Annotated in this window: 23 protein-coding genes; 20 read left to right on the top strand and 3 right to left on the bottom strand. The window is 67.4% G+C overall.

The window, feature by feature from the left end; genetic code table 11:
* Positions 1–173 precede the first annotated feature (173 nt).
* The 20 genes from ruvC (at position 174) to folD (ending at position 18329) form a co-directional block, all read left to right on the top strand.
* Positions 174–698: a crossover junction endodeoxyribonuclease RuvC gene (ruvC, locus tag B9Y97_RS02735; RefSeq protein ID WP_254900833.1), complete on the top strand. Its 525-nt coding sequence runs from the start codon at positions 174–176 to the stop codon at positions 696–698.
* On the top strand, positions 695–1372 hold the full coding sequence (gene ruvA, locus B9Y97_RS02730) for a Holliday junction branch migration protein RuvA (protein ID WP_085525315.1): 678 nt from the start codon (positions 695–697) through the stop codon (positions 1370–1372). The genes ruvC and ruvA overlap by 4 nt, the downstream gene beginning before the upstream one ends.
* Positions 1373–1381: 9 nt before the next feature.
* Entirely contained in the window at positions 1382–2410 is a 1029-nt protein-coding gene (gene ruvB, locus B9Y97_RS02725; protein WP_085525314.1) for a Holliday junction branch migration DNA helicase RuvB, read from the top strand.
* On the top strand, positions 2407–2697 hold the full coding sequence (locus B9Y97_RS02720; protein WP_085525313.1) for a nucleoside triphosphate pyrophosphohydrolase family protein: 291 nt from the start codon (positions 2407–2409) through the stop codon (positions 2695–2697). The genes ruvB and B9Y97_RS02720 overlap by 4 nt, the downstream gene beginning before the upstream one ends.
* 74 nt (positions 2698–2771) lie before the next feature.
* The gene (locus B9Y97_RS02715; RefSeq protein WP_085525312.1) at positions 2772–3560 is read left to right on the top strand and encodes a hypothetical protein; all 789 of its coding nucleotides are present in this window, start codon (positions 2772–2774) and stop codon (positions 3558–3560) included.
* A gap of 81 nt (positions 3561–3641) precedes the next feature.
* A complete protein-coding gene (locus tag B9Y97_RS02710) occupies positions 3642–4262 on the top strand; it encodes a hypothetical protein (protein ID WP_085525311.1) in 621 nt (206 codons plus the stop codon).
* The gene (gene thpR, locus B9Y97_RS02705) at positions 4259–4813 is read left to right on the top strand and encodes an RNA 2',3'-cyclic phosphodiesterase (protein ID WP_085525310.1); all 555 of its coding nucleotides are present in this window, start codon (positions 4259–4261) and stop codon (positions 4811–4813) included. The genes B9Y97_RS02710 and thpR overlap by 4 nt, the downstream gene beginning before the upstream one ends.
* Entirely contained in the window at positions 4810–5199 is a 390-nt protein-coding gene (gene ybgC, locus B9Y97_RS02700; protein WP_085525309.1) for a tol-pal system-associated acyl-CoA thioesterase, read from the top strand. Before thpR ends, ybgC begins: the two co-directional genes overlap by 4 nt.
* Positions 5200–5318: 119 nt before the next feature.
* Entirely contained in the window at positions 5319–6014 is a 696-nt protein-coding gene (gene tolQ, locus B9Y97_RS02695) for a protein TolQ (RefSeq protein ID WP_085525308.1), read from the top strand.
* A gap of 1 nt (position 6015) precedes the next feature.
* The gene (gene tolR / locus B9Y97_RS02690; protein ID WP_085525307.1) at positions 6016–6483 is read left to right on the top strand and encodes a protein TolR; all 468 of its coding nucleotides are present in this window, start codon (positions 6016–6018) and stop codon (positions 6481–6483) included.
* A gap of 9 nt (positions 6484–6492) precedes the next feature.
* The gene (locus B9Y97_RS02685) at positions 6493–7530 is read left to right on the top strand and encodes an energy transducer TonB (RefSeq protein ID WP_085525306.1); all 1038 of its coding nucleotides are present in this window, start codon (positions 6493–6495) and stop codon (positions 7528–7530) included.
* Positions 7531–7641: 111 nt separating this feature from the next.
* Positions 7642–8967, top strand: a complete 1326-nt coding sequence (gene tolB, locus B9Y97_RS02680; protein ID WP_085525305.1) for a Tol-Pal system beta propeller repeat protein TolB — start codon at positions 7642–7644, stop codon at positions 8965–8967.
* Between the two features lie 83 nt (positions 8968–9050).
* Positions 9051–9557, top strand: a complete 507-nt coding sequence (gene pal / locus B9Y97_RS02675) for a peptidoglycan-associated lipoprotein Pal (RefSeq protein WP_085525304.1) — start codon at positions 9051–9053, stop codon at positions 9555–9557.
* A 25-nt stretch (positions 9558–9582) separates the two neighbouring features.
* A complete protein-coding gene (gene ybgF, locus B9Y97_RS02670) occupies positions 9583–10440 on the top strand; it encodes a tol-pal system protein YbgF (RefSeq protein WP_085525303.1) in 858 nt (285 codons plus the stop codon).
* The gene (gene tilS / locus B9Y97_RS02665) at positions 10431–11684 is read left to right on the top strand and encodes a tRNA lysidine(34) synthetase TilS (protein ID WP_085525302.1); all 1254 of its coding nucleotides are present in this window, start codon (positions 10431–10433) and stop codon (positions 11682–11684) included. The genes ybgF and tilS overlap by 10 nt, the downstream gene beginning before the upstream one ends.
* Positions 11685–11762: 78 nt before the next feature.
* Positions 11763–13682 (top strand): ATP-dependent zinc metalloprotease FtsH, encoded by a 1920-nt coding sequence (gene ftsH, locus B9Y97_RS02660; protein ID WP_085525301.1) that lies wholly within the window; start codon positions 11763–11765, stop codon positions 13680–13682.
* A gap of 2 nt (positions 13683–13684) precedes the next feature.
* Positions 13685–14482, top strand: coding sequence for a methyltransferase domain-containing protein (locus B9Y97_RS02655; protein ID WP_085525300.1), 798 nt, complete (start codon positions 13685–13687; stop codon positions 14480–14482).
* A 294-nt stretch (positions 14483–14776) separates the two neighbouring features.
* Positions 14777–16453, top strand: a complete 1677-nt coding sequence (locus B9Y97_RS02650; RefSeq protein ID WP_085525299.1) for a formate--tetrahydrofolate ligase — start codon at positions 14777–14779, stop codon at positions 16451–16453.
* Between the two features lie 66 nt (positions 16454–16519).
* Positions 16520–17416: a bifunctional 5,10-methylenetetrahydrofolate dehydrogenase/5,10-methenyltetrahydrofolate cyclohydrolase gene (locus tag B9Y97_RS02645; protein ID WP_085525298.1), complete on the top strand. Its 897-nt coding sequence runs from the start codon at positions 16520–16522 to the stop codon at positions 17414–17416.
* 13 nt (positions 17417–17429) lie between these two features.
* Positions 17430–18329 carry a bifunctional methylenetetrahydrofolate dehydrogenase/methenyltetrahydrofolate cyclohydrolase FolD gene (gene folD / locus B9Y97_RS02640; RefSeq protein WP_085525297.1) on the top strand — a complete coding sequence of 300 codons (900 nt, stop codon included), beginning with the start codon at positions 17430–17432 and terminating at the stop codon, positions 18327–18329.
* Between the two features lie 85 nt (positions 18330–18414).
* Here folD and B9Y97_RS02635 read toward each other — a convergent pair whose 3' ends face one another.
* From B9Y97_RS02635 to B9Y97_RS02625, 3 genes are all read right to left on the bottom strand, one after another.
* On the bottom strand, positions 18415–19206 hold the full coding sequence (locus B9Y97_RS02635; protein ID WP_085525296.1) for a crotonase/enoyl-CoA hydratase family protein: 792 nt from the start codon (positions 19204–19206) through the stop codon (positions 18415–18417).
* Between the two features lie 51 nt (positions 19207–19257).
* Positions 19258–19920 carry a ligase-associated DNA damage response endonuclease PdeM gene (pdeM, locus tag B9Y97_RS02630; RefSeq protein WP_085525295.1) on the bottom strand — a complete coding sequence of 221 codons (663 nt, stop codon included), beginning with the start codon at positions 19918–19920 and terminating at the stop codon, positions 19258–19260.
* 88 nt (positions 19921–20008) lie between these two features.
* Positions 20009–22207: a 3-hydroxyacyl-CoA dehydrogenase NAD-binding domain-containing protein gene (locus B9Y97_RS02625; RefSeq protein ID WP_085525294.1), complete on the bottom strand. Its 2199-nt coding sequence runs from the start codon at positions 22205–22207 to the stop codon at positions 20009–20011.
* Positions 22208–22219 lie beyond the last annotated feature (12 nt).

The raw sequence follows: 22219 nt of genomic DNA, 5'->3' as shown, positions 1-22219 counted from the left end.
TGGCTGCTGATTGCTGCAGCCGCGTGGATATGATGCTCTTTCTGCACTTGCACAATTGACGGATTCGCATTGCCCTCATGCGCTTTCCGCATGGGTGCCAATGGCGCTCAGGCGTGGCGTCACGGGATTTCACTTGGCGAATGTTCGCCTTTCGTGCTAACCGGGGGAAAACCATGAGGGCAGGGCGGCACATGCGCGTGATCGGGATCGACCCGGGGCTTCGCAACCTCGGCTGGGGCGTGATCGATATCAACGGCGCGCGTATATCGCATGTCGCCAACGGCGTCCTGCACGGCGAAGGCCCGGGGCTTGCCGAGCGCCTGCTCGCACTGTTCGAGGGATTGACCGAGATCGTAACCTGCCACGCGCCGGACGCGGCGGCGGTGGAACAGACCTTCGTCAACCGCGACGGTGCAGGCACGCTGAAGCTCGGGCAGGCACGCGGGGTGGCGATGCTGGTGCCGGCCCGGGCCGGCATCCCGGTGGGCGAATACGCCCCGAACCAGGTCAAGAAAACGGTCGTCGGCGTCGGCCACGCCGACAAGCGCCAGATCGCCCACATGGTGCGGCTCCAGCTTCCCGGCGTCGAGATCGCCGGGCCCGACGCCGCCGATGCGCTGGCGATCGCGCTCACTCATGCCCATTTTTCCCGCGCTGGCGGCAAGCTCGAAGAGGCGCTGCGGCGGGCTTCGGCATGATCGGGCGGATCGCCGGGCGGCTCGACTACCGGGGCGAAGATCACGTTTTGATCGACGTGCGGGGGGTTGGCTATATCGTCCATGTGAGCGAGCGCACCCTGGCGGCCCTTCCCGGCACCGGCGAGGCGGTGGCGCTCTGGACCGACCTCATGGTGCGCGAGGACCTGCTGCAGCTGTTCGGCTTCACCACGCTGATGGAAAAGGAATGGCACCGGCTCCTGATGAGCGTGCAAGGCGTGGGGGCGAAGGCGTCGCTCGCCATCCTTGGGGCACTCGGGGCAGACGGGGTGAGCCGCGCAATCGCGCTGGGCGATTGGAACGCGATCAAGGCCGCGCGCGGCATCGGGCCGAAAACGGCGCAGCGCGTGGTCAACGAGTTGAAGGACAAGGCGCACGGGGTGATGGCGATGGCCGGTGCCGCGGCGGCCATGCCCGAGGCCGCGCTGGTCGAGGCCGATGGTGCGGACGCCATGCCTGCGCCCGGCCCGGCTTCGGCGGCCCCGCCCCGCGCCGATGCCGCCGCCCAGTCCGAGGCACTCTCGGCCCTGCGCAACCTCGGCTATGCCCCGGGCGAGGCCGCCTCTGCTGTCGCGACCGTAATGGGCGAAAGCCCGGACACCGACACCCCCGCCCTGATCCGCGCCGCCTTGCGGCTGCTGGCGCCGAAGGGGTAGGGAAAGCAGATGCACGAACCCGACCCCACTCTGCGCCCCGAACCGCGCCCCGAGGACGTCGACCGGGCGCTCAGGCCGCAGCGGCTGGTGGATTTCATCGGCCAGGCCGAGGCGCGGGCCAACCTCGCGGTGTTCATCGAGAGCGCCCGCCAGCGCGGCGAAGCGATGGACCACGCGCTGTTTCACGGCCCGCCCGGGCTGGGCAAGACCACGCTCGCGCAGATCATGGCACGCGAGCTTGGCGTGAACTTCCGCATGACCTCGGGGCCGGTGCTGGCCAGGGCGGGCGACCTTGCCGCGATCCTGACCAATCTCGAGCGCAATGACGTGCTGTTCATCGACGAGATCCACCGGCTGAACCCGGTGGTCGAGGAAGTGCTCTACCCGGCGCTCGAGGATTTCGAGCTCGATCTGGTGATCGGCGAGGGCCCCGCCGCGCGCACCGTGCGGATCGAGTTGCAGCCCTTCACGCTGGTCGGCGCGACCACCCGGCTCGGCCTTCTCACCACGCCCCTGCGCGACCGTTTCGGCATTCCCACCCGGCTCGAGTTCTACACCGAGGACGAGTTGCACGAGATCGTCACCCGCAACGCGGTGAAGCTGGGGGCGCCCGCCGATACCGAGGGTGCGCGCGAGATCGCGCGGCGCGCGCGGGGCACGCCGCGGATCGCCGGGCGGCTGCTGCGCCGGGTGCTCGATTTCGCCGTGGTCGAGGGCGAAGGCCACATCACCCGCGCGATCGCCGACAACGCGCTGACCCGGCTCGGGGTGGATCATCTCGGGCTCGACGGGGCCGACCGGCGCTATCTCGGGCTGATGGCGGAGCATTACGCCGGTGGCCCGGTGGGGATCGAAACCCTCGCCGCCGCGCTTTCGGAAAGCCGCGACGCGCTGGAGGAGGTGATAGAGCCTTACCTGTTGCAACAGGGCCTGATCCAGCGCACCCCGCGCGGCCGGATGCTCGGGCAGCGGGCCTGGACCCACCTCGGCCTGCCGCCGCCGCGCCCGCCGGGGCAGGCGGAACTGTTCGAGGGATGAGGATTGCCGAAGGGCAGGCGCTTGCCGTGGCGCTGTCCGACCGATGCGCGCCTTGGCACATCGTCACGCATCAAGAGGAACCAAGCGCGCGGGCGGCCGCATGGATTTCGGCGTCCGGGCGCGGGCGTGACCGGGGCAAGACGCCCGAAACCTTGCGCGCGGCGGTGGCCGAGGAACTGGCCGATCTTTTTCCACAGGTGCTCTTCCTTGCCGAGCGCGCGGGGATTGGTCTCGGCGATGCCCTGTTGCGCAAATGGGGACATCATCTGGAGACCCGGCCTGCGTGACGCCGGGCGGTGCCGCTTGCCCTCGCCGCGCCGGCTCCCTAGCATTCCGGTGACGTGCCCGATGCGGAGGCCCCATGCGCCGGTTGATCGTTTTTCTCGCCCTGATCCTCGCCGCGCCTGCGGCGGCATTCGACACACAGGCCGGGCGGCTCGAAATCCTCGACGGCGACTGGGAGTTCCCCGGCAAGCGGCTTGCCGTGGGCGGCCAGATACTGCCCTTGCCCGGCGAACCCGAGCTTGCCTTTCTCGAAGAGCGGTTCGGCGACTGGGTGCTGATCCTCGTGTCGCAAGGCGGCAATGCCTGCAACGGCAGCTATGTCTGGTTTCACGCCCGGCCGGGCGATCTGCGCTTCTCGCCCGAATTCGGCACCTGCGCCGAGGCCTATGACGTGCGCGAGGGCGATGGCGTGCTGGCCGTGACCATGGCGCGCATCGATCCGGGCCGCCCGCCTGTCACCTACCTGTGGGACGGCGCGCGGCTCACGCAAGAAGACGCGCCGCGCCGCGCTTCGGGCATGACGCCCGGGGATGGCCCCGAGTTCTGGATCGGCCGCTACCCGTTCGAGTTGATCGAGGCGGCCGATTATCAGGACCGTCTCGCCGCTATGATGGCCCCCGAGGCGCTCGTCGAGGCCGATCGGCTGATCGACCTTTCCTCGCCCTTCCGGGTGGAGGGCGATTGGATCGTCGGCACGGGATGTGTGAAATTCGCCTGCCAGAGCGCGCGCGGCGCGGTGGCAGTTTCGCGCGCCGACGGGCGCGTGATCGTGGCTCTGACCAGCCCGGAGCAGGGCGCGCGGCTCTACGGCAATCCGGGTGGTCCGCTGCCGGAGACGATCACCGCGCTTCTCGCGGGGCAATAGGCGCACCCGGGGCCGGTTGCGCGCACGCAAGCGAGGTTCTATGCCTGCGCGCGACAGATTTCGCCACGATGGGGGAAAGCGATGACGCCCGAAGAGGTTCAGGCCCTGTTCGAGGGCGATGGCGGCTACGCCTTCGCACGCTGGGGGCGGCAGATCGTGCCCGTGGTCTTCGGCGTCGAAGACGAAAGCCTGCCGGTGATCAAGGGGGCCTTCGAGGCGGTGGCACGGCTCGCGGGCACCGAGGTTGCCGAAACCGATCCGGAACTGGGTGCCAACCTGATGCTGTTCTTCCTGCGCGACTGGGGTGAGCTTCTCGACGTGCCGAACCTCGACGCGATGCTTCCCGGCCTGCCCGATACCGTGGGCCGCCTCGAACGCGCCGGGGCCAGCCAATACCGCACCTTCCGCTTCGACGAGGCCGGGGCGATCCGCGCCTGTTTTGCCTTCCTTCGGATGTCGGGCGGGATGGAGAAGCTACCGGCCGAAACGCTGGCCCTGGGCGAAGCGGTGCGGGTGATGCTGACCTGGAGCGAGGCGGCCTTTGCGGAGGCCTCGCCGCTCGCCCGCCACCCGGAAACAGCCGCCGCGATGCTGCGGCCCGAGATCGCCGGGGTGATCCGCGCCGCCTATGATCCGGTGATGCCCCCGGCCAGTACCGACCCGGCCCATGCGCTGAGGCTCTGGGCGCGGATGCAGGCATGAGGGCCTTCATCGCCCTCGACCTGCCAGACGTGCTGGCCGACGCGCTGACGCGGCTTCAGGCGGGTTTGACCGTGGGCCGTGTGCTTCCGGAGGAGAACCTGCACCTGACCCTCGCCTTCCTTGGCGAGATCAGCGAGCCGCAGGCGCGTGACGTGGCCGAGCTGCTGGCATCGCTGCGGTTGGCGCCGGTGCGCATCGAACTCGGCGGGCTCGACCTGTTTGGCGGGCGTCGCCCCGGCGCGCTGGTGATCGCGGCGCGGGGGGAGGGGCTCGCGCCCCTGCACGACAAGGTGGCCCATGCGGTGCGCGACGCCGGGGTGACGCTCGGACGCCGCCGCTTTCGCCCGCACGTCACGCTTGCGCGCCTGCCGCGCGACATGCCCGCGCGCGACCGCGCCCGGCTCGGCGAATTCCTCGCCCTCAACGGCGCGGTGAAGTTGCCGCCGGCCCTCGCCGAAAGCCTCACCCTTTTCCGCTCCCACCTGCGTGCGGAGGGCGCGATTCACGAGCCGCTGGCGGAGTTTCCGCTTGGCAACCAGGAGACACCATGACCCACCGCCTGCGCTTGCGCGTTTACTACGAAGACACCGACGCCGCCGGGATCGTCTATTACGCCAATTACCTGCGCTTCATCGAGCGCGGGCGCACCGAGTTGGTGCGGGCGCGCGGGGTGGATCAGCGCGCGCTGCGCGAGGCAGAAGGGATCGTCTTTGCCGTGCGTCATGTCGAGGCGGATTATCTCGCGCCGGCCCGGCTCGACGACGAGATCGAAGTAGAAACCTCGGTCGAAAGCGTCGGCGGCGCGCGGCTGACCATGCTCCAGGAGATCTTCCGCGATGGTCAGAAGCTGTTCTCCGCCCGTGTCGTTCTGGTGGCGATCAACGAGGCCGGGCAGGCGGCGCGTCTTCCGGCGAATATCCGCCTGTTGTTGCACTGAAGCGCCGCAAATCCCGCCGATGAGGCGGTTTCGTTGGATTTCCCCGTTGATCTGGGCTATTTCTTGCCACAATTGCCGCCCGTAAGAGGCGGACCCAAAGAGGCAGGCAGATCGAGATCATGGAAACGGAAACTCTCGCTTTGGCGCAGGAGATGGATTTCTCCTTCTTCTCGCTGTTCCTTCGCGCAACGCTGGTCGTCAAGCTCGTCATGCTGCTGCTGGTGGCGGCATCGTTCTATTCCTGGGCGATCATCGTCACCAAGTTCATCCAGTATCGCCGGACCCGGGCGCAAGCGGCGGGCTTTGACCGCGCCTTCTGGTCGGGCGAACCGCTCGACGAGCTGTATGACACGCTCGGCCCCAATCCCGCCGCCGCACCGGAACGGGTTTTTGCCGCGGGGATGACCGAATGGCACCGCTCGCACCGCGCCGATGGCGGGCTGATCGCGGGCGCGCAGGCCCGGATCGACCGCTCGATGGACGTGGCGATCGCCAAGGAGGCCGAAGGGTTGAACCGGGGGCTGTCGTTCCTCGCCACCGTGGCTTCGGCGGCGCCCTTCGTCGGGCTGTTCGGCACCGTCTGGGGGATCATGAACAGCTTCATCGAGATCGCCCAGCAGCAGAACACCAACCTTGCCGTCGTGGCGCCGGGCCTCGCCGAGGCGCTTTTTGCCACCGGCCTCGGCCTGCTCGCGGCGATCCCGGCGCTGATCTTCTACAACAACCTCACCGCCCAGAGCGATGGCATCGTCGCGGGCTGGGAAGCCTTCGCCGACGAGTTCGCCACCATCCTCAGCCGCCAACTGGACAGTTGAGATGGGCGGGAGCGTTGCACAGGAGAAACCCCGCGCCCGGCGCGGCCGTCGCCGTGGCCGCCACCGCGGGTTGATGGCCGAGATCAACGTCACGCCGTTCGTCGACGTGATGCTGGTGCTCCTGATCATCTTCATGGTCGCCGCGCCGCTGATGACGGTGGGCGTGCCGGTGGAACTGCCGAGAACCGCGGCCACGCCGCTGCCCTCGGTGGAGGAGGAGCCGCTCACGGTGTCGATCACCGCCGAGGGCACGATCTCGCTGATGGAAACCGAAATCGCGCCGGATGAGTTGATCGAGAAATTGCGCGCGGTTGCCGCCGAGCGGCAGGACAACAAGGTATTTCTGCGCGCCGACGGGCGGGTGCCCTACGAGGCGGTGGCGCAGGTGATGGGCGCGCTCAACGCGGGCGGGTTCAACAACATCGGCCTCGTGACCGAAACCGACGGGCCGTCGATGGACGGGCGATAGATCGCTGCGATGAGAACGGGCTACATCATATCCGGCATCGGGCACGGGCTTTTGATGCTTTGGATCCTGTTCGGCGGGCTGTTCCTGCGCGGGCCGGAAGAGCCGCCGCTCAGGGTGTCGGAGGTGTCGCTCATGTCCGGCGCCGAATTCGCCGCGCTGACCGAGGCGGCGCAGGCACCTGCGCCCCCGACGCCCGAGCCAGAGCCCGCGCCGCCGGAAACCTCGCCCGCACCGCCGCCGCGTCCGGAACCGGAGCCTGAACCGGAACCGGAACCCGCGCCCGAACCTGAACCCGAACCTGAACCCGAGCCGGAACCCGAGCCGCCTGCACCCGAGGTTACGCCGCCGCCCGCCGACCGGGTGGCGAACGAGGTGATCGAAGCGCCCGACGAGCCGCTTCCCGAGGGGCCGGACCTGGTTGAGGAAAGCACGCCCGAGGAGGCCGAACCCGATCAGCCGGTCGAGGAACTGCCCGAGCAGGCGCCGGTCGGCACGACCACGCAGATCGTCACCGAGGCCGACCGCCCGGAGACCGCGCCGACAGCCTCGCCGCGCCCGCCGCGCCGCCCCGAACCTCCCACGCCGGCCGAAACCGCCGCCGCGCCGGAACCGGAGCCCGCGCCCGACCCCGAACCCGCCCCGGCGGACAGCGACGCGATCGACAGCGCCGTGAGCGACGCCCTGGCCGATGTTCTGGGCGAGGCGGAAAGCCCGCCCGGCCCAACCGGCCCACCGCTGACCAGCGGCGAGCGCGACGGGCTGCGCGTGGCGGTGTCACGCTGCTGGAACCTTGGCTCGGCCTCGACCGATGCGCTCAACACCACGGTTGTGGTGCTGGTGCAGATGTCGCGCGACGGCCGGCCGGAAGGGGTTGAGATGGTCTCGTCGGACGGGCCGACCCAGGAGGCGACGCGGATCGCTTACGAGGCGGCTCGGCGCGCGGTGATCCGCTGCGGCACCTCGGGCTATGGGTTGCCGGCAGAAAAGTACGACCAATGGCGCGAGATCGAGATGACCTTCGATCCCGGCAACATGAGGATCAGGTGAGGTTATGATTGTATGTAAGGTGAAGCCGGAATCTGGCCGATTCTCGCCGAGACAGGGCCTTGAGAGGTGGCGTGACGGCGCGAACCGGGGTAATCGGAAGACCGAGGAAACATGATGAAACTCATTCGCATTCTGACCATGGCTTTGGCCCTGATCGGTCTGGCCCAGACCGCAACCCACGCGCAGCCGCTGCGGATCGTGATCGACGAGGGCGTGATCGAGCCGCTGCCGGTCGCCCTGCCCACTTTCGTGGCCTCGGGCGGGGAGGCGGCGCAATACGCGGAAGAGATCACCCGGCTGATCGCCGCCGATCTCACCGGCACCGGGCTGTTTCGCGAAATTCCGGCCTCGGCGCACATCTCCTCGGTGACCAGTTTCGACGCGCCCGTGGCCTATTCCGACTGGAAAGCGATCAATGCTGAGGCGCTGGTGGTCGGCGCGGTGGAAATGGGCGGCGAGGGCGATCTCGTGATCAAGTTCCGCCTGTTCGACGTGTTCTCCGGCGCGGCACTGGGCGAGGGGCTGCAATTCTCCGGCACCGTTTCGGGCTGGCGGCGGATCGCGCACAAGGTGGCCGACGTGGTCTATTCGCGGATCACCGGCGAAGGCGGTTATTTCGACAGCCGGGTGGTGTTCGTCAGCGAACAGGGCCCGAAGAACGCCCGCCAGAAACGCCTGGCGATCATGGATTACGACGGCGCGAACGTGCAGTACCTGACGGATTCCAATTCGCTGGTGCTCGCGCCGCGCTTCTCGCCTTCCGGCGACAGCGTGCTCTATACCTCCTACGAGTCCGGGCGGCCGCAGATCTACGTGCTTGACGTGGCTTCGGTGAACCGGGTCGCACTCGACACTTCGGGCGGCAACATGAGCTTCGCGCCGCGGTTCTCGCCCGACGGGGAATCGGTGGTGTTTTCGCTCGAACAGGGCGGCAATACCGATGTCTACACGGTCGGGCTGGACGGCAGCAACATGCGACGGCTCACCGACTCGCCTTCGATCGAGACCGCGCCCAGCTTCTCGCCGGACGGCAGCCGCATCGTCTTCGAGAGCGACCGGTCCGGCACCCAGCAACTCTATGTCATGCCCGCCTCGGGCGGCGAGGCCACGCGCATCAGCTTCGGCCCGGGGCGCTACGGCACCCCGGTCTGGAGCCCGCGCGGCGATCTCATCGCCTTCACCAAGCAGAACGCCGGGCGCTTTCACATCGGCGTGATGCGGACCGACGGTTCGGAGGAGCGGCTGTTGACGGCCTCTTTCCTCGACGAGGGGCCGACATGGTCGCCAAACGGCCGGGTGATCATGTTCACCCGTGAATCGCAGGGCGAAAGCGGTGCGCCCGCGCTCTACTCCGTCGATATCTCGGGCCGTAACCTGCGCCGGGTGGCCACGCCTTCAGCCGCCTCCGACCCGGCCTGGGGGCCGCTGCAGAACTGAACCGGCCGATTCCCAACCGGCCCGCAATCTGCTAGACTGACCGCAACGAGCAACAAGAACACTTCTGAAACAGGACATTTCCGATGAAACATCTCACCATCCCCGCGATGCTGATTGGCGCGCTTGCGCTCTCGGCCTGCGACAGGAACAGCCGCTTCGGCGATGACGCCGCGACCGCCGGGGCGGGCGGCATCGTGCCGGGCTCGCCCTCCGATCCGGCCTCGCCGGCCTATTTCGAGCAAACCATCGGCGACCGGGTGCTCTTCGCCGTCGACCAGTCGACGCTCAGTGGCGAAGCGCAGGACGTGCTTGCCAAGCAGGCGTCCTGGCTGATGGAAAACCCGGAATACTCGGCGATTGTCGAGGGCCATGCCGACGAGCAGGGCACCCGTGAATACAACCTCGCGCTGGGCGCTCGCCGGGCCAGCGCGGTGCAATCCTACCTGATCGACCGGGGCGTGGCCCCGAACCGGTTGCGCACCGTGTCCTACGGCAAGGAACGCCCGCTCGAGATCTGCTCCGACGAGACCTGCTACGCGCAGAATCGCCGGGCGGTGACGGTGCTCACCGCGGGTGCGGGAACGAGCTGAGGCAAGCGGCGCAGGAGGCGAAAGCATGGGTGTTCTGGCTCGGATGATCGCGGCAACGCTGGCGCTGGTGTTGCTCGCGATGCCGCTGAAGGCACAGGACCAGTCCCAGACCCTGGCCGACATCCGCCAGGAACTCACGGTGCTGTTCGTCGAGATCCAACGCCTCAAGAGCGAGTTGAACACCACCGGCGGAGCCTCGGCCCCCTCGGGCGCAGGCTCGACGCTCGACCGGGTCAACGCCATCGAGGCGCAAGTGACCCGGCTCACGGCGAAAACCGAAGAGCTTGAGTTCCGCATCAACCAGGTTGTGAGCGACGGCACCAATGTTGTCGGCGATCTCGAATTCAGGCTCTGCGAACTTGAGGCCGATTGCGATATCTCGACGCTTGGCGAAACCCCGACGCTGGGCGGCGAAAGCCTGCCCGGTGTGACCGACCCGGCCTCACCCTCGATCGCGTCCACGCTCGACCCCGCGCCGGAAAGCGGGGGCGAGCAACTCGCGGTGGCCGAGCGCGCCGATTTCGACGCGGCGCTGGCGGCGTTTGAAAACGGCGACACCGAAGAAGCCGCCGAGCTGTTCGGCCGTTTTGTCGAGACCTATCCCGGTGGGCCGCTGACCGGCCGGGCGCACTATCTGCGCGGCGAGGCGCTTGAAGCGCAGGGCATGCTGGCCGATGCCGCGCGGGCCTGGCTGGCCTCCTATTCCGGCGATCCGGAAGGCGAAAACGCCGCCGACGCGCTGTTCAAGCTGGGCACCGCGCTGGGCGAGCTTGGCCAGCTCAACGAGGCCTGTGCCACGCTCGGCGAAGTCGCCAACCGTTTCCCCGGGTCTGCCGCCGAGTCGGATGCGCAGGCGGCGCGGGCCGACCTGGGATGCAACTGACCGACGCCGACGCCTGGGTTCGGTTCCACATCTGCAACGGCCCCGATTGGGACGATGTCGCGCGCCTCGGCGTCGCGGTTTCCGGCGGCGGCGATTCGATGGCACTGCTGCACCTGCTGGGTGCGTGCGCCGCCGATCATGGCGTGACCCTCGAAGCGGCGACGGTGGATCACGGGCTCAGGCCCGAGGCGGCGGCGGAAGCGGCCTTCGTGGCCGAAACCTGCGCCGGGCTCGGCATCCGCCACGAAACCCTCCAGTGGCAGGATTGGCGCGGGCAGGGCAACCTTCAGGCCGAAGCCCGTGGTGCGCGCTACCGGTTGCTGGCGCGCTGGGCAATGCGTCGTAACCTCGACGCGGTGGCCCTTGGCCACACGATGGACGATCAGGCCGAGACCTTCCTCATGCGCCTGGTGCGCGAGGCCGGGGTCGATGGCCTTGCCGCGATGGATCGCCGCTTCCGGCGCGACGGTGCCACTTTCTGGCGCCCCGCGCTGATGCTGGAGCGGGCCGAGCTGCGGGGGTTTCTTACCCGGCACGGGCTCGCGTGGCGCGAAGACCCCACGAACGACGATGCCGCCTTCGACCGGGTCAAGGCCCGTCGCGCGCTGGCCGCGCTCGCTCCCCTGGGGCTCGACGTGCACCAGCTGACCGGGGTGGCGGTGAACATGGCCGCGGCCCGCGCCGCGCTTGAGCAAACCACCTTTGAGACGGCGCGCCGGATCGCCCGGGAGCAGGCCGGGGACGTGGTGATCGACCGCGACGGCTATCTTGCCGCGCCATGGGAGATCCAGCGCCGCCTGCTGGCGTCGGCGCTTGTCTGGGTGTCGGGCGCGGACTATGCCCCGCGCCGCGACGCGCTTGGCGCGCTTGATGCGGCGATCCTGCGCGGCCGGACCCACACGCTCGCGGGCTGCCTGCTGGTCGTCGACAAGGCAAACTTGCGTATCGCGCGGGAATTCAACGCCGTGAAAGACCTCGTCGCCGAGCAGGATCACCTCTGGGATGCGCGCTGGCGGATCGAGGGGCCGGGGGCTGGTCTGACGATCCGCGCACTTGGCGAGGCGGTAAAGGACTGCCCCGACTGGCGAAACATCGGCTTGCCGCGGGCTTCCCTGATGGCGAGCCCCAGCCTTTGGGACGGCGATCGCCTTGTCGCGGCCCCTGTCGCGGGGCATGCAAATGGCTACTCGGCAACAATCGACCATCCGAAGGGCGATTTCCTCACTTCGATTTTATCGCATTGAACATGGGCGTATCCTCCCTATTTTAGAGCCAACCCCTGCGCTCGGGCGTAGTGTGGGCAGACTTCAAGGGAGACCGACTTGGGCAACGCGAAAAATCTCGCCTTCTGGATCGTGCTGTTCGTACTGATCCTGGCCTTGTTCAACCTTTTTTCGAACGGCCAGACCGGCGCCGCCTCGCAGCAGGTGAACTATTCCGAATTTGTCGCCGCCGTGGATGCGGGAGAGGTGACCAAGGCCACGATCGACGGCGAAAACGTGCGATATGTCGGTGCAGAGGGCAAAATCTACTCGACCATCCTGCCCAGCGACGCGGCAATCACCGATCGACTGATCGAGAGAGGCGTGAACGTGCAGGCCGAGCGCCAGGCGCAATCGGGCTTCCTGTCGTTGCTGTCGCTCTTGCTGCCGGTGCTGCTGTTGATCGGCTTCTGGTTCTTCATGATGAACCGGATGCAGGGCGGCGGAAAAGGCGGGGCGATGGGGTTTGGCAAATCCAAGGCCAAGATGCTGACCGAGCGCGAAGGCCGGGTGACCTTCGACGACGTGGCCGGGATCGACGAGGCAAAGGACGAGCTCCAGGAAATCGTCGAATTCCTGCGCAACCCGCAGAAATTCTCGCGCCTCGGTGGCAAGATCCCCAAGGGCGCGCTGCTTGTCGGCCCTCCGGGCACCGGTAAGACGCTGCTTGCGCGCGCGATCGCGGGCGAGGCGGGCGTTCCGTTCTTCACCATTTCAGGGTCGGATTTCGTGGAGATGTTTGTCGGCGTCGGTGCCAGCCGGGTGCGCGACATGTTCGAACAGGCCAAGAAGAACGCGCCCTGCATCGTCTTCATCGACGAGATCGACGCGGTGGGCCGGAGCCGTGGTGCCGGCTATGGCGGCGGCAACGACGAGCGCGAACAGACGCTCAACCAGCTTCTCGTCGAGATGGACGGCTTCGAATCGAATGAGGGCGTGATCATCATCGCGGCGACCAACCGCAAGGATGTGCTCGATCCGGCCCTCCTGCGCCCCGGCCGCTTCGACCGGCAGGTGACGGTGCCCAACCCCGACATCAAGGGCCGCGAGAAGATCCTCAACGTCCATGCCCGCAAGGTTCCGCTCGGCCCCGATGTGGATTTGCGGATCATCGCGCGCGGCACACCGGGCTTTTCCGGGGCCGACCTTGCCAACCTCGTGAACGAGGCGGCGCTGACGGCGGCGCGCGTTGGCCGGCGCTTCGTGACGATGGCCGATTTCGAACATGCCAAGGACAAGGTGATGATGGGTGCCGAGCGCCGCTCGATGGTGCTCACCGACGAGCAGAAGGAACATACCGCCTATCACGAGGCGGGGCACGCCATCGTCGGGCTCACGCTGCCGAAATGCGATCCGGTCTACAAGGCCACGATCATCCCGCGCGGTGGTGCGCTCGGCATGGTGGTGAGCCTGCCCGAGATGGACCGGCTGAACTGGCACAAGGACCAGTGCGAGCAGCAGCTTGCGATGACCATGGCAGGCAAGGCCGCCGAGATCATCAAGTGGGGCGAGGACGAGGTGTCGAACGGCCCGGCCGGCGATATCATGCAGGCCTCCGCGCTGGCCCGCGCCATGGTGATGCGCTGGGGGATGTCGGACAAGGTCGGCAACATCGACTACGCCGAAGCGGCCGAGGGCTATTCGGGCAACACGGCCGGGTTCTCGGTATCGGCAAACACCAAGGAGTTGATCGAGGAAGAGGTGCGCCGTTTCGTTCAGGACGGCTACGCGCGTGCCAAGCAGATCCTCGAAGATCACAAGGACGAGTGGGAGCGGCTGGCGCAGGGGCTTCTCGAATACGAAACCCTGACCGGCGACGAGATCAAGCGCGTGATCGCGGGCGAGCCGCCGCATATCGACGAGGACAATGATGGCAGCGCCGAAAAGGCCGAGCCGGACTCCTCGCTGGCGGCGATTCCGAAGACCAAGCCGCGCAAGAAGCCCAAGGGCGGCGGGCTGGAGCCGGAACCTTCGGCCTAAGCGTGACCACGACCGCAAATAACGACTGGAACCCCGGAACCTATGCAAGGTTCCGGGGTTTGCGTTTGCGCCCGGCGCGCGACCTGATCCATGCCATCGACACGATACCGGCCGGTCCGGTGGTCGATCTGGGCTGCGGAGCCGGGACGGTCGGGCCGGTGCTGGCCGCGCGGTTTGGCGATCGCTCGCTGATCGGCGTCGACACCTCGCCGGCGATGCTCGCAGAGGCCGCGAAGGTCGGCATATACGACCACCTCACGCGCGCTGATATCGCCGGATGGACGCCGGAGGGCCGCGCCGCGCGCCCGGCGTTGATCTTCTCCAACGCGGTGCTGCACTGGCTCGACGATCACGAAAGCCTGCTGCCTCGTCTTGCGCGGTTGCTGCCGCCCGGCGGCGTTCTCGCGGTGCAGATGCCCGGCCAGTTCCACGCGCCAAGCCACCGGCTCCTGCGCGAGATCGCGGCAACGCTCTTTCCCGACAGGTTCGGCGCGATCGCAACCGGATCGCCGGTCTCCGGGCCCGACGACTATGCCCGCCTGCTCGCCCCGTTCGGGCAAGTGCAGGCCTGGGAGACAACCTATAGCCAGCGGCTCGACGCCGGGTCAGACGCACACCCGGTGCGCCGCTTCACCGAATCCACCGCGATGCGCCCCTTTCTCGGCCCGCTTTCCGAAGGCGAGGCCGATCAATTCATCGCCGCCTACGAGGCCGAGCTGGCGCGCGCCTATCCGCGGGAAGACGACGGTTCGGTGCTGTTTGCCTTCCGGCGTGTCTTCTTCACGCTGGAACGCGCTTGATGCCCGCCATTTGCCCCGCGCGGCCCGCATTATGCATACATTCTTGGGGCGGAACTTGCGGCAAACCGCGAAAAACGGTGCTGAATGTCGCCATTCCCACCATGTGAATGCAATAGATCCACCCGAGCGTGCTTTCTAAGGCTCTGATAATTAGAGCGGGTTTCGCTTAGGAAACGGAAGTTTCCAGTCGAGGCCGCTCGCGCTGCAAAAGATGTCGGAATCCCGCATGCGTTTGTTGTTGTATACATGTATAGACGTGGCAACATTGCCAATCTGCCTGAACAAGGATCAGTCATGACCCACAAGACCGATATCGAGATCGCCCGAGCCGCCAACAAGAAACCGATCCAGGAGATTGGCCAGAAACTCGGCATCCCGACCGATCACCTGCTGCCCTACGGTCATGACAAGGCCAAGGTGGGTCAGGCGTTCATCAACGGGCTCGAAGACCGGCCCGACGGCAAGCTGATCCTCGTCACCGCGATCAACCCCACGCCTGCGGGCGAGGGCAAGACCACCACCACCGTCGGCCTCGGCGACGGGCTCAACGCGATCGGCAAGAAGGCCGCGATCGCGATCCGTGAGGCCAGCCTTGGTCCGAACTTCGGGATGAAGGGCGGCGCGGCGGGCGGCGGCTATGCCCAGGTGGTGCCGATGGAGGACATGAACCTTCATTTCACCGGCGATTTTCACGCCATCACCAGCGCCCACAACCTGCTTTCGGCGATGATCGACAACCACATCTACTGGGGCAACACGCTGGAGATCGACGAGCGCCGGATCACCTGGCGCCGGGTGATGGACATGAACGACCGCGCGCTGCGCGACATGGTGGTGGGACTTGGCGGCGTGTCGAACGGCTTCGCCCGCCAGACCGGGTTCGACATCACCGTGGCCTCCGAAGTGATGGCGATCCTCTGCCTTGCGAGGGATCTTGACGATCTGCAGAAGCGGCTCGGTGACATCATCGTGGCCTATACCCGCGAGCGCACCCCGATCACCTGCCGCCAGATCGGTGCCGACGGGGCCATGACCGTGCTCCTGCGCGACGCGATGCAGCCCAATCTGGTGCAGACGCTGGAGAACAACCCTGCCTTCGTTCATGGCGGCCCCTTTGCCAACATTGCGCATGGCTGCAACAGCCTGATCGCCACCCGCACCGCGCTGAAGCTCGCCGATTACGTGGTGACGGAAGCCGGGTTCGGGGCCGATCTCGGGGCCGAGAAGTTCATGAACATCAAGTGCCGCAAGGGCGGTATCGCGCCTTCGGTGGTGGTGATCGTGGCGACGGTGCGCGCGATGAAGATGAACGGTGGCGTGGCCAAGGAAAACCTTGGCACCGAGAACGTGGATGCCGTGGTTGCGGGCTGCGCCAACCTTGGCCGCCACATCGAGAACATGAAGAGCTTCGGCGTTCCGGTGGTGGTCGCGATCAACCATTTCGTGACCGACACCGAGGCCGAGATCGACGCGATCAAGGCCTTTGTCGCCGATCACGGTTCCGAGGCGATCCTTGCGCGGCACTGGGCCGAAGGCTCTGCCGGGGTCACCGAGCTGGCCACCCGCGTGGCCGAGATCGCCGATGCCGACACGGCCAACTTCGCACCGCTCTACGACGATGAGATGGGGCTTTTCGCCAAGATCGAAACCATCGCCAAGCGCGTCTACCGTGCCGACGCGGTGCTCGCCGACAAGAAGATCCGCGACCAGCTGCGCACCTGGGAGGAGGCCGGCTTCGGCGATCTGCCGGTCTGCATGGCAAAAACGCAGTATTCCTTCTCAACCGATCCCAACCTGCGCGGCGCGCCGACCGGCCATTCGGTGCCGGTGCGCGAGGTGCGACTTTCGGCCGGGGCGGGCTTCATCGTGGTGATCTGCGGCGAGATCATGACGATGCCGGGCCTGCCGTCGAAACCGGCGGCGATGTCGATCGGGATCAACGCGGCAGGCGAGGTCGAGGGGTTGTTCTAAACGGTATGCGGATGTATACCGCACCTGCCCGGCGCTCCCGCCGGGCAGAAGTGCAAGGACAGATTGATGACCAACCGTTTGCCCCGCGCTGCGATCATTGATGGCAAGGCGATCGCGGCCGGTATTCGCGCCGACGTGGCCGCCGAAGCCGCAAGACTCGCCGAACAGGGATGGACGCCCCGGCTCGTGTCGGTTTCGGTGGGCGATACGGCCGCGTCCGAACTCTACGTGCGCAACCAGAAAAAACACGCGGAAGACGCCGGCGTTGCCTTCGAGGCGCGCGGCTACCCGGCCGAAACCTCGCTGGAACAGCTCATTGGCATCCTGCAGGGGCTGAACCACGATCCGCGCGTGAACGGCATCATCATCCAGCGGCCCTTGCCCGAGCATATCCCGGTCAAGGCGCTGCAAAAGGCGGTGCATCCGCTGAAAGACGTCGAGGGGATGCACCCCGCCTCGATCGGCAACATCGTCTACAACGATCTCGCACTCGGCCCCTGCACCGCGGTGGCGGCGGTGGAGATATTGAAAACCCTGCCGCTCAAGGTGGAAGGGCTCGACGTGACGGTGATCGGGCACAGCGAGATCGTCGGCAAGCCGATCGCCTTCCTGATGATGGGTCTGGGGGCGACGGTGACGGTGTGCCACCACATGACCCGCTCGGTGGCGATGCACAGCCGGGCGTCGGATGCCGTGTTCGTGGCTGTCGGCAAGGCCGGTCTGGTCACCGGCGACATGATCAAGCCGGGGGCTGCGGTGATCGACATCGGCATCAACCGGGTGGACGGCAAGACGGTGGGCGACGTGGATTTCGACAGCGTGGCGGAGGTGGCCGGCTGGCTCACCCCGGTGCCCGGAGGCGTCGGCCCGGTGACGGTGGCGACGCTGATGAAGAACGCCGTGCTGGCGACGCGGCTGCAAATGGAGCACTACCGCGACGCATACGCGAAAACCGATATCTGAGGGGGGAGCGGACATGACCGCGAAGATCATCGACGGAAAGGCCTTTGCAGCAAATGTGCGGGGCAGGGTGGCCGAACAGGTGGCCGGGATGAAAGCCGCGCACGGCATCACGCCGGGCCTCGCGGTGGTGCTGGTGGGTGAAGACCCCGCCAGTCAGGTCTACGTGCGCTCCAAGGGCAAGCAGACCGTCGAGGCGGGAATGAACTCGTTCGAGCACAAGCTCTCGGTCGATACGCCCGAAGCCGAGCTTCTGGCCCTGATCGACAGCCTGAACGCCGATCCTGCCGTCAACGGCATCCTCGTCCAGCTTCCGCTTCCCGGACACATCGACGAAGAGAAGGTGCTTGCCGCGGTCGATCCCGCCAAGGACGTGGATGGCTTTCACATCTCCAATGTCGGCCTGCTGGCGACCGGCCAGAAGGCGATGGTGCCCTGCACCCCGCTGGGGTGTCTGATGCTGTTGCGCGACGAGCTTGGCGATCTCTCGGGCAAGAACGCGGTGGTGATCGGCCGGTCCAACATCGTCGGCAAGCCGATGGCCCAGCTTCTGCTGCGCGATAGCTGCACGGTCACGGTGGCGCATTCGCGCACCCAGGATCTGCCCGGCACCGTGCGCCGCGCCGATATCGTCGTGGCGGCGGTGGGGCGGCCGGAGATGGTCAAAGGCGACTGGTTGAAGCCCGGTGCCACGGTGATCGACGTCGGCATCAATCGCCTGCCGCCGGTGGAAGAGGGCGGCAAGGGGCGTCTGGTAGGCGACGTGGATTTCGCGAGTGCCGCCGAAGTGGCGGGTGCAATCACCCCGGTGCCCGGCGGGGTCGGCCCGATGACCATCGCCTGCCTGCTCGCCAATACCCTCACCGCGACCTGCCGGGCCAATGGGCTGGCAGAGCCGGAAGGGCTGACCGCCTGACCTCGATTGCAGGAAAAGGTAAAGAAGGGTGGCTGGGATGGCCGCCCTTCCGCTTTGAAATGTGGGAAAACTGAAAGCCAGGGCGTCAATCAGTGAACCGGGGCGGGCGCTTCTCGAACCCCGCCATCACCGCTTCGATCTGGTTGGGCCGGCCCACCAGCGCCTCTTGCGCGGCGCTCTCGGCAAGCAGCGCCTCGGCGGCGGGCATCAGTGCCGTCTCCCCGATCAACCGTTTGGCGGCGCGCACCGCGTCGGGCGAGCGGGCGGCGATCTCCCCGGCCAGGTCCGTGGCACGGGCGAGGGGGTCGTCGGCGATCTCGGTGACGAAGCCCCAGCCGAGCGCGGCCTCGGCCCCGAACACTTCCGCCGTGTAGGTCAGCCGCCGGATCACGTCGGACCGGGCAAGGCGTGGCATCAAGACCATGCCGCCCATGTCGGGCACCAGCCCCCAGCGCGTCTCCATGACCGAGAACCGCGCTTCTGGCGCGGCCACCCGGATATCGGCCCCGAGCATCACCTGGAAACCGCCGCCGAAAGCATGGCCGCGCACCGCCGCGATCACCGGCTGGGGCAGGTCTGCCCAGACCATCGCGGCGGCCTGAAAAAGGTTCGAGGCGCCATGGCTGCGGGTCATGAACCCGAGCTCGCGCGCAAGGCGGGCGATCTCGGGCATCGTTGCGGTATCGAGCCCGGCGCAGAAGCTTGTACCCGCCCCGGTGAGCACCACGACGCGGATGGCGTGTTCGCGCGCGAGGCTTTCGCCCGCCTCCACCAGCGCCTCGATCAGCGGAATATCAAGCGCGTTGAGCTTGTCGGGCCGGTTCAAGGCCACGGTGGCGACGGGGCCATCGCGGGTGATGGTGATGCGATCAGTCATGGGTTTCTCCCTTTGGCGAAGGATGGCCGGGGCGCGGCCTTGGTGCAAGGCTCAGCGCGGCATCGGGATAGCGCGCGGGACCGGGCCAATGAGCACCGCGAGCGCGCCCGGACCCATCAGCCCGGCGAGCGCGGCGGCGTCGCTGCGCAACCCGCCGGTATAGGTGCCGTAGGCGGGCAGGATCGCGCGGGCGCGGTCAAACAAGAGGCAAGGGCGCGCCCCGCCGCGCCCGCCCGCGGAGAGCCGGGCCTTGGGGTGGTAGTGCCCCGAGATCTCGCCCGATGCCCCCGGCTCGGCGATGTGCCGGAAGGTGAGCGGCCCGAGGTGCAACGCGGCGCGGTGGGTGCCGCCGAGGTCGAGTGGGCCGGGATCGTGGTTGCCCTCGATCCAGACCCAGTCACGCCCCGCCATCAGCCGGGTGAGCCAGTCGCGCGCCTCCTCATCCAGCCCCTTCGCAGCGGCGGTATCGTCGAAGGAATCGCCAAGGCAAACGACGGTCTGCGCTTTCGTCTGCAAAACGTCGGCTTCCAGTCGGGCAAGCGTGTCGCGGGTCTCGTAGGGCGGTAACAGCGCGCCGGCGTTGCGGGCGTAGCGTTCGGAGCGGCCAAGGTGCAGATCCGAGACGCAGAGCAGCCCCGCCTCGGCCCAGAACAGCGCACCGGAGGGCAGGAAGACGAGCGACGCGCCCGAGAGGGTGAAACCGTAGGAGTTCATGCTTCGTTCTGAACCCATCTCGCCGGAAAAGGCAAGCGCTGGACCCGGCGCGCGAAGGCCGCGCGCCGGTTTTCTGCGTCACGCCGGGTCAGGCCGCGCGGGCCGGAGCGAACCGCGTGTAGAACCGCTCGCCGGCCTCGGCCATTTCGCGCAACAACCCGGGCGCGGCAAATCGGGGGCCATGCTCGGCTTCCAGCGCCTCGGCAATCTCCACCGCCTTGCCTGCCCCGATCATGTCGAGCCAGGAGAACGGCCCGCCCGACCACGGCGCGAAGCCCCAGCCGAGGATCGCGCCCACGTCGCCCTCGCGGATGTCGGTGAGCACGCCGTCTTCGAGCGCGCGCACCGCTTCGAGCACCTGCGCCATCATCAGCCGGTGCTGCACGGCGGTGAGTTCGGGCTGGTTTTCGGCCAGCGGGAACCTCTCCACCAGCCCCGGCCAGATCCCCTGCCGCTTGCCCTTGTCGTTATAGGAATAGAAGCCCGCGCCCGCCTTGCGGCCCATCCGGCCCTCGCCTGCGAGCCAGAACACCACCTCGTCGACGTCGCCATCGGGATAAGCGTCGCCCATCGCCGCCTTGGTGGCCTTGGCGATCTTCACCCCGAGGTCGATCGAGACCTCGTCGGTGAGTTGCAGCGGCCCCACCGGGAAGCCGAGCAACTCGGCGGCGTGCTCCACCATCCAAGGTGCCACGCCTTCGCCCACCATGCGGATGCCCTCGTTGATGTAGGGCAGGATGCAGCGGTTGGCGTAGAAGAAGCGCGCGTCGTTCACCACGATCGGTGTCTTGCGGATCTGGCGGACAAAGTCGAGCGCCCTGGCCACCGCGCGGTCGCCGGTCTCTTTGCCGCGGATGATCTCGACAAGGTTCATCTTCTCGACCGGCGAGAAGAAGTGGATGCCGATGAACCGGTCGGGCCGCGCGCTGGCGCGGGCCAGATCGCTGATCGGCAGGGTCGAGGTATTGGTGGCGAAGATCGCATTCTCGCCCAGCACCGCCTCGGCCTTCGCGGTGACCTCGGCTTTCACGCCCGGATCCTCGAACACCGCCTCGATCACCAGGTCGCAGCCTTCGAGTGCGGCGTAATCGGTGGTGGCGGTGATGCGGGCGAGGGTGGCCTCTTTCTTCTCGGCCGTCGCCTTGCCGCGCGAAATGCCCTTGTCCATGTAGGATGCGGTATAGGCCTTGCCCTTGTCGGCGGCCTCCTGTTTGGCGTCGATCAGCACCACCTCGATGCCCGCCATGGCCGAAACCAGCGCGATGCCCGCGCCCATCATGCCCGCGCCGAGCACGCCGAGCTTCTGCACCCGCTGGTCGTCGACCCCCGCGGGCCGCACCGCGCCCTTCTCGAGCGCGCCCTTGTTGAGAAAGAGCGAGCGGATCATCGCGCCGGAGGTGGGATCGAGCACCACCTTGGTGAACCAGCGTGCCTCGATCTTGAGCGCCTCGTCGAAACTCACGAGCGCGCCCTCGTAAACCGCCGAGAGCAGCGCCTTCGCCGCCGGATAGACCCCCTTGGTCTTGCCATGCACCATCACCGCGGCCCCCATGAAGGTGGGGAACCCGGCGGGCGTGTAGGGCGTGCCGCCGGGCATCTTGTAGCCCTTGGCGTCCCAAGGCTTGAGCAGGTCGGCGTCACTGGCGTTCAGCACCCAATCTTTCGCCTTGGCGAGAAGCTCCCCGGGGGCGACCACCTCGTCGACCAGTCCCGCCGCCTTCGCCTTGGCGGGGGCCAGCGTCTTGCCTTCGAGCAGGTAAGGTGCTGCCGCCATGGCACCGAGCTTGCGCACCAGCCGCGTGGTGCCGCCCGCACCGGGGAAGAGGCCGACCATGATCTCGGGCAGACCGATCTTGCCCTTGGTGTCGGCGGCGAAGATGCGGTGGCAGGCGAGCGGAAGCTCGTAGCCGATGCCCATGGCGGTGCCGGTGAGCGCGGCGGCGATCGGCTTGCCGCCCTTGTGAGTTTTCGCATCCATTCCGGCGCGCTCGACCTTGCGCAAGATTGCGTGCATCCGCATCACGCCGTCGAACACGCCCTTGGCCGGATCGTCCGCGACGGCATCGCGCAAGGAGGCGAGGATATTGAGGTCCATGCCGCCCGCGAAACTGTCTTTCCCGGAGGTAATCACGGCACCCTTGATGGCGTCGTCGGCCAGCACCTCGTCGATGCACGCGTCAAGCTCGGCGAGGCCCTCGAAGGACATCACGTTCATGGATTTGCCGGGGCAATCCCAGGTGATGACGGCAACGCCGCTTGCGTCGGTTTTCAGTGTGAAATCAGTCATGTCTCGTCCTCC

Source organism: Maritimibacter sp. HL-12, from assembly GCF_900177545.1.
Classification (GTDB): Bacteria; Pseudomonadota; Alphaproteobacteria; order Rhodobacterales; family Rhodobacteraceae; genus Sinisalibacter.
This window is presented reverse-complemented; position numbering and strand designations above follow the sequence as displayed.